The following is a 7,880-nucleotide window of genomic DNA, read 5'->3' as shown; positions in this document are numbered from 1 at the left end:
TGTCCAGGTCTATGAAGTGGTCACCCGAGCGTCCTTCATACATGTCTAACAAGGGAGAAATCCTGCGAATAAGCGAGCATTCGTGAGAAAACTTAATCGTACCGAGGGAGTACAATTACTATTGGATAAAATATTAAACGGAAATACAGCTGTCTGTTCGATTGTATGATTCCACCTCCATCGTAACTATTATTCTTGTTTGTAATAGTACCTCTGAAGGATCCTGAATGATATTTATTTTTATGGAGGAACAGAATCCGGGAATCTGAGCTATTCATTCTATGATGAAAAACCCGTACCTTATTCTGCGGCGATAGCTGTTGTTGATGATTGCCAGACTCAAGCGGGAACATGAACTTTAGAAACCCCGGTGTCCCACGTCCGATATTGCTCGAAACGATCTCTATGCAGGAATTTCCGGCCTGGAGCGTGAATCGGTCGTTGAGCGGACGCTCCATCAAGGAAAAACCTTACTACCAGGCTGATATCAGAAATTCCGCCACTCGCAACAATCTCCAAGCAGGAAATTCCTGTTTATAGCATATATCCATCGCCGGTCGGACTCTCCAGCAAGGAAAATTCTTGCTGCATGCTCCTCAATGCCGCCAGTGCTTAAGGTGATCATAACTGCCCCGATTTGAGCCGGGTATGCAAGAAAAACCGGCTGTGGCCGTGCTTTGCTATTTTCCCCCAAAACGTCAGAAAAGGATGAGACATCCTTTTCTGATCGTTTAGAAAAAAGACCATAGAAGCCTGTCGCTTCCATGGTCTTTCTCGGTCCTGCCGGCCCATAATGTCTTAACATCCCTGTGGCGGTGTGGCGTTGCATGACGGCTGTCAGACCACATATCCGCACGATCAGCCCAGCGTAATCTCCACACCGGCCTCCTGAAAAACACCGGCCAGTTCTCCCTGCGGCAGCTCGTCGGTAATAATGCGGTGCACTTCGGTAAAAGCCGCGAAGGATACCAGCTCCTTCTCCCCAAATTTGCTGCGGTCGAGCACCACATTCACCTCCGCTGATTGCCTGATCGCATGCTTCTTGATTTCCGCTTCGTACATATTGGAATTGCTGAAGCCATGAAGCAGACTGACGCCGCTGGTCCCCAGAAAAGCGCGGTCGAACGCCATGCCGGCCACCGTCCCGGCAGCGATCGGGCCAACTAGCGATGCCGTCGCATCAAGCAGCGTTCCTCCGGTGACAATTACCGGAATTTGCTTGCCTGTAAGCTCGGCGGCCACATTGAGGGCGTTGGTCACGACCGTAATGCCGGCGGCGGACTTCAGATAGCGAGCCACCTGCAGCGTTGTGGAACCGCCGTCGATAAAGATCGACTCACCGGGCCGAACCCGCTCGGCTGCCCGTTTTCCGATCCGCCGCTTCTCCTCGGTCATATAGCCTGCGCGTTCCTGCAGCGCAATGTCATTGCCGAACACAATGGCCCCGCCAAAGGTGCGCTTCGCATGTCCGGCCGCTTCCAGCTTCTCGAGATCCCTGCGGATGGTCATTTCCGTCACAGCGAATGCTTCCCTGAGCTCGGCGATTTTCACTTCGCCTTCAGCGTTCAACCGCTCCAATATTTGCTGCTGACGATCATTAAGCGTGATGCTCATCGTATGCGGTCCTCCCGCCAAACGGCTTTGTCTGATTTTTATCTATTATTCACGATTTCCAGGCGAGGTTCAACTCCAGCTTGTAAAGGACCGACTCACCCGGTTCAAGCCCGCGGTAACGGCCGGGGCCGCGCACGCCGTCCACCGTACAGTTGGCCGGCTCCAGACCAAGCACATGCTCGCCCGCCCCGGGCATCCGCCACTGCAGCAGGCGGGGCAGCGAGTCCACCGACCAGCGCAAGCTTGCGCTTATGGGCTGAGAGCCTGCCCCGACGGGGAAAGCCGGGCAATGAATCACGGCTTCCGCCATCCCCTGGCTATCCGCCGCGTCCTCCGCCAGATGATGCTCATACACATGTTCGGCTGCAGCCGGATCGGGCTTCTCCCAACGGTCATAGCCTTCAACCGGCACGCCCGGGGTGACGGGTATCACTTCTGCCTCGGGAAACGAGATATGCGTCCCTTCGCCAAGCAGCGGGAAGCCGAAATTGAAATGGTACAGCATCATATGCGGACAGCTGGCGAAGCCGGCATTTTCCACCCGGTCCTCAATGGCGATCCGGTTCTGCCCCAATCTGCTGGTGATGGTGCGGACCAGCCGGAGCTTCGTGCCGAACATGGCCGTCTCCTCCACGGTTCCGGAAACGATCAAATCCAGCTCGTCTTCGTTCCAGACGGCGGCTGCATTGACCTGACTGGCCGGGGTATGATGAACCCGGCCGTGCAGGCCGTATCTTCCTCCGCTGTCTTCGGCCGGCGAGCCCACATGGGCAAGACCGCAGGTCATCAGCAATCCGCCGGAAGCAGTGCGCAGCCATCCAGTGCCTTCCGCTTCATAATACGCCGGATGAACATCCCCATTGGGAGATTGCCAGCTGACCGGCGTTCCCCCAAGCTCGGCAAGCGATATATCAAGTCCCTTGGAGGGAATGACGTAATAAGTCAGGCCGGCGCCAGTCCGCACCTGAATGGCTTCGACATCCCTCTCCTTGCCTTCCGTCAGCTGCATCCGCCGTACTCCGCCGATCTGGCTGATGCTTCCAACGCGCGCTTCCAGCTCCCGGCGGGTCCAGCTTCTTCCGTATAAATGCATTCGAGCTCATCCTCCCAAAGTACGTTCGGAACCGGATTTCCAGCGTAACAGACCGCCGTCATGCAAGCCTGGCGTCTACCGCCGGCAACTGCCCGCGGTTCGGGCCGATACCGCTTTCCTGGATGCAATCAGGCTTCGTCTTCCGTAATGACGGGCATCCGTTGAATCGCCGGATCGGTGAAGATATCGTATTCGTCCCGGCTGGTGCTGGAAAATTCAGATACGATCGCACCTTCATTCCCCCCCTGAAACCAATGCTTGGTGCCCGGGGCAATCGTATACTGCTCGCCCGGATTCAGCTCCACCTCGTGAAAAACCGTATAATACGGGCTGCTGCCGAGCGGTACTATGGCCGATAAATTCTTCGAAGGCTCGCCTTCCACATAAAGGAAAACCTTGCCCCAGCGGCAGCGGAAGGTCTCCATTTTCCCCGGCTCCCCGTTAATGGGAGGGTGAATATGCTCCGGACAGGTCTGCCGCGGAAATAACACAAGCTCCTTGGCGCAGTAGCGGTCTGTATTCACATAAGTAACAAGCTCGAGGCCCTGCGTTTCCAGCTGGCCGAGTCCAAAACCCGCAACTTCAATTCCAGCTTCCTCCTCCGGCGCAAGGGTAATGCCTGCCTCTGCGAACATCGCAGCCGCACGCTGCTGCGCTTGCCTCACTTCGCTTCTCAACATAAACTGATGACCTCCCTCAATGATATCGCTCAAACCTGCAAGATGTTACCCGAGAATCGTCATTCGCCAATCTGTTCCCCCAAACGCATGCCGGGAGAAGCGCAGGTTATGAAGCCTGCACCACAATCCGGCCAGGCGCGGGCCAGTTTGAAGATAAACCGCTTATTTCGACCACACGCCCTTTGGCGCATCATAATGCCATCCCGGGAGAATCAAAGTGACGTCCCGCTGCTCCCAGCCTGCCTCGATGCGTCCACGCACCGCTTCCCACGGCGGGATGCCGCTTGTCGCATCGGGCTGCTCTACATTGCAGGCCCCGACGCCGACGGCGCTGCGGAGCGCCTCTTCAAGGGATAATCCCTTGACCATGGCGGTCAGAAAACCGGCAATCGTGCAATCGCCCGCCCCAGTCGTGCCCGCTGCCTTCACGGCATAGCAGGGCGTCAGGAACTCGCGGCCCAGCCAGTCCATCAGACTATCCGCCGGACCGCATCTGCCCATGGCGGCAAGCCTCCCGGCATCCCCGGTCGTCTTCACATACAGCCCATGCTCGCCCAGCTTGATAGCGGCGACGGCCGTGCCCATGCCCAGCATCTCGTCCGCCAGCGACGAGAGCAGCCCGCCGTCCGCATAACCAAGCAGATCTCCCGTTCTGTTATCGCTTTCAAACTGCTCGTAGGTATCCCGCCGCAGCATATAGAGGATTTCCTCGAAGCTCGGGAGGAATACGTCCACATGGGGCAGCGCAAGCGCCAATATCGCCTTCCAGTCGGCTTTGCCCGCGTCGGAATCCGGATCGGGCTTCGCCATATCGAGGGAAACTGTAAGGCCTTCCGCTTTGACCCGGGACAGAAGCCCGGCAAGCTGCCCGCCGCCATTGCTGTACATGCTGCGCATCAGGGGCGGATAGCCGAAATGAAACATTCGGGCGCCCTGCAGCGCCTCTGCTCTTACATCTGCCGCTTCGAACGTATCGTTCGTACCCGTGCAGTGCAGGAAGGTACGGTCCACGCCGGGCGGACTGATGACGATCGAATAGGAGCTGTGGCCGCCCTCGGAGCGGATCATTCCTTCCGTCAACTCAGAGCCGTAGCCGGACAGCACCTCCAGAATGGCTTTGCCGAACCAGTCATCGCCGATTTTGCCCATCAGACGGGTTGCGACACCAAGCCGGTGCAGCGCAAGTCCAGTGTTGGAAACAGCCCCTCCTGTCGATATGACAGCCGGTCCGACATCGACCAGCTTGCCGGGTACGAGAATGCTGCTGTCCTTGGCATGCAGGGCAGGAATCAGGTCCAGACATATATGCCCTGCAACAACAACCTCAGCCGCTGGCCCGCTCAAATTAATCCCTCCAATCAATCGCGACCGTTTGTCCGGTACGCTGCGACTCCAGCGCCGCGGTGAACACGCGATGGCTTCCCGCCGCTTCTTCCGGCGTTGCGCAGTGGAAGGGCTGCTTCATCTCAGAGCCGCCGGTCAGCTCATCGCAGAACGCCGCCCACATTTGCAGGATGGAATCGGAGAAGCCGAATTCGAAGATCCCGCCTGTTATTGTGCCGTAAGCGGATTTGTACGGCGTGTCAGCGACATGCCATGCCTGCACGCCCCCAGGGGAGTAAGGAAGCGAAGCCACCTGCTTCGGATTCTTCGTCGAGAATTCAGCGGAGAATTCCGTTCCCTGAATACGGATGAACCAGGTATTCGCGTGGCCGGGCGCAATGCGCTTGGTGGACAGCACCATCGGGAACTTCTGATCCGCCGTTTCGACCTCACAGGCGAGAATGGCATTATCCCAAGTCTCGCAGGCCGCTTGGCCGCCCCGGCCGTCGGGGCGCTCTTCCACAATCTTGGACAGCAGCGCCCGTACATTGGCAGGCTTCCAGCCAAAACGGATCGGCAGATGCAGCACATGCATGCCGAGATCGCCCATGCAGCCATACTCCCCATTGGTTGCAATTCTCCGCTTCCAATTGATCACCTTGGTGGGGTCAAGGTCGCTGGAATGCCAGAAGCCGGCTTCCACTTCAATGATCCGGCCGAACCGGTTCTCATTCACCCACTGCACAATTTGCTGTGCGCCGGGGAAGAACGGGAATTCCGAGGAGCAGCGGACGATAACGCCGGGATTGTCGCGCAGCGCCTGCGTGATCAGGGCATTCGCCTCCGCATCGATGCCGAACGGTTTTTCGCCGAGCAGATGCTTGCCTGCCTGGATAATATCCACGTAAATTTGCGCATGCAGATTATGTGGGACGGCACAGTAGACGGCGTCCACCGACTCGTCAGCCAGCAGCTCTTTATAGTCGGAATACGCGGATTTTACGCTAAGCACCTGCTCGGTGAACCACTCCGTTGCGGCAGGATTGGCATCGCATACCGCCACAATGCTCGGCTGAAAATCGACATCCGCGAGATGGCACCAGCGCGCTGCTGCGCTTGCGAACTCTTTGCCCATCAGACCGCATCCGATGACGCCGAAGCGTATTGGCTTTTTCCCCATTATTGCCCTTCTCCCTTCAGCAAATCAAGTGCAGTCTCAGCCGAAGCCCCGTGGTGCACAATCGCCATCAGCGCATTGGTCATCCCCGCCGGGTTCGGGTGCTGGATCACATTGCGGCCGTATACGATTCCCGATGCGCCCTGATTCATCAGCTCCACAGTCCGGCCCACGATTTCCTCGTCGCTTGCTCTGCCTCCGCCGCGCACCAGCACCGGAACGCCGGATGCCACCTCAATGACACGATTGTATTCGGAGACATCGTCGCATGGATCGGCTTTGATCACATCGGCGCCGAGCTCGACGCCCTGGCGTACAAGCGCCATAATTTTGCGGATGTCGCCGTCCACCATGTAGCCGCCTTTTTGCTCGTTCGGCAGCATGACGAGCGGTTCAACCATGAGCGGCATGCCATATTTCTCGCTTTCGGTTTTCAACAGGGCGATGTTCCTCACGCATTGGTGATGAAGCTCGGGCTGATTGGGAAGCAGCAGCAGATTCACGCATACGGCAACCGCGTCCAGGCGGACTGCCTGTTCGATCGCGCGGTCGATCAGCTCGCTGAACAGAAAGCCCGGCAGCTCCGAGCCATAAATATTCGCCGCATCCGTGCGAAGCACAAGTCCCGGCTTCTGCTTGCCGGGGATGGTCTGAAGCAGGCGCGCCTGCCCGGTGCTGAGCTGGATGCAATCCGGACTCGCTTCCACAATCGTCCCGATCGCCTGCTTCATATTCTCGATGCCCGATAGAAATGAGAACTCGTTAAAAAACCCATGATCGATTGCAACATCAAAGCATTTCCCTTGTCTGCTGAACATTCTGTTCAAACGCGGGGTTACCGACATCATTACCAGCTCCTTATAATGTTTAAAAATAACATATAATGTTCTTTTATAACTCATATATTAGTATAAAGCTGTTGCATTGTCTACGGCTTTGCAGCGGGAATTGAGGGATCAGAGGCGAAACAAGCTTCAAATAACAGCATAAAACCGCCTATGCATGCGCAGCGGCGGTTTTATGCTGTTAATTCTTCATGATCTTCACTTTTTATGATGCGAACCCTCTAACTCCATAACAAGGGCTGCTCCGCATTCCTCAAAGCACGCCGGCTTCTGCGGCCTTGGCCAGGGATGGAAACACCGGCATATAGCCGAGCTCGCTCTGAATGCGGGAAATATCGACAATATGTTCCCAAGGGCGCTCAAGCGTCCGCTCATAGGCGCCCTCGTCAAGCTTTTTCCCCAAGAGTGCAATAATGTCAGCGGCGGCAGCCGGCTCCAGGTCGGCGGCATTATAGATACGGCCATCGATGCCGGTCCTGTCGGCAGCAAGCATCATCGCCTGCGCCGCATCTGCATGATGGATCATATGAATCCGTTTCGCCGGATGCCATTGCCCGAACCATCTCATGCCTTCCTCCAGATGCGGATCCCCATCGCCGTAAACGAATGCCAGCCGTATGATACGGAGCCCCAGCCCATGCGTACGATGCAGCTCCATAAGCGCCTGTTCCGCCTCTATTTTGCTTGCCGGATAGGGAAACGCCGGGGTGAGCCTGTCATCTTCACGCAGGGCGCGCCCTTCCAGACTTTCGTACACCAGATTCGTGCTGGCGAATACAAATCGCTTCACCCCGGCTTGTACTGCGGCATGAGCCAGAGCAAGCGTCCCGGCTGTGTTAACAGCCTTCATTTCCGCCTCCGCTGCTCCCCGGAAGAAGGCGGCCAGATGAATGACGGCCTCCACATCCCTGACCGCGTCAGCCAAGGTATCCAGCTGCTGCAGATCCCCCACCGCCACTTCCGCTCCCAGCTCCTGCAGCGGTTGTGCGGTCTGCCGGCTGCGGACAAGTATGCGTACCTTATCCCCGCGTTCCAGCAATCTGCGAACAAGCCTGCTTCCTACGCGCCCCGTCGCTCCTGTAACAAGTATATACATGGTTTTTCCCTCTTTCCTGGCGTTGTCTTATGCTTCGCTCCAACCGGGGTCT

7 protein-coding genes are annotated in these 7,880 nt (G+C 57.1%); all 7 read right to left on the bottom strand.

Annotated features, from left to right (window positions below):
• Positions 1 to 858 precede the first annotated feature (858 nt).
• Positions 859 to 1,614, bottom strand: coding sequence for a DeoR/GlpR family DNA-binding transcription regulator (locus AC0YNV_RS29850; protein WP_475771272.1), 756 nt, complete (start codon positions 1,612 to 1,614; stop codon positions 859 to 861).
• A 49-nt stretch (positions 1,615 to 1,663) separates the two neighbouring features.
• A complete protein-coding gene (locus tag AC0YNV_RS29845; protein ID WP_475771271.1) occupies positions 1,664 to 2,707 on the bottom strand; it encodes a DUF4432 family protein in 1,044 nt (347 codons plus the stop codon).
• A gap of 128 nt (positions 2,708 to 2,835) precedes the next feature.
• Positions 2,836 to 3,387 carry a D-lyxose/D-mannose family sugar isomerase gene (locus tag AC0YNV_RS29840; protein WP_475771270.1) on the bottom strand — a complete coding sequence of 184 codons (552 nt, stop codon included), beginning with the start codon at positions 3,385 to 3,387 and terminating at the stop codon, positions 2,836 to 2,838.
• Between the two features lie 162 nt (positions 3,388 to 3,549).
• On the bottom strand, positions 3,550 to 4,731 hold the full coding sequence (locus tag AC0YNV_RS29835) for a carbohydrate kinase family protein (RefSeq protein WP_475771269.1): 1,182 nt from the start codon (positions 4,729 to 4,731) through the stop codon (positions 3,550 to 3,552).
• Position 4,732: 1 nt separating this feature from the next.
• Entirely contained in the window at positions 4,733 to 5,890 is a 1,158-nt protein-coding gene (locus tag AC0YNV_RS29830) for a Gfo/Idh/MocA family protein (RefSeq protein WP_475771268.1), read from the bottom strand.
• A complete protein-coding gene (locus AC0YNV_RS29825) occupies positions 5,890 to 6,735 on the bottom strand; it encodes a class I fructose-bisphosphate aldolase (RefSeq protein ID WP_475771267.1) in 846 nt (281 codons plus the stop codon). Before AC0YNV_RS29825 ends, AC0YNV_RS29830 begins: the two co-directional genes overlap by 1 nt.
• Before the next feature lie 250 nt (positions 6,736 to 6,985).
• Complete coding sequence (locus tag AC0YNV_RS29820; RefSeq protein WP_475771266.1) at positions 6,986 to 7,828, bottom strand: NAD-dependent epimerase/dehydratase family protein; 843 nt, start codon at positions 7,826 to 7,828, stop codon at positions 6,986 to 6,988.
• Positions 7,829 to 7,880: the final 52 nt, after the last annotated feature.

The organism is Paenibacillus sp. JT31N11, assembly GCF_056269285.1.
The sequence above is the reverse complement of the archived record's forward strand: the minus strand, read 5'-3'. Positions and strand labels throughout refer to the sequence as shown.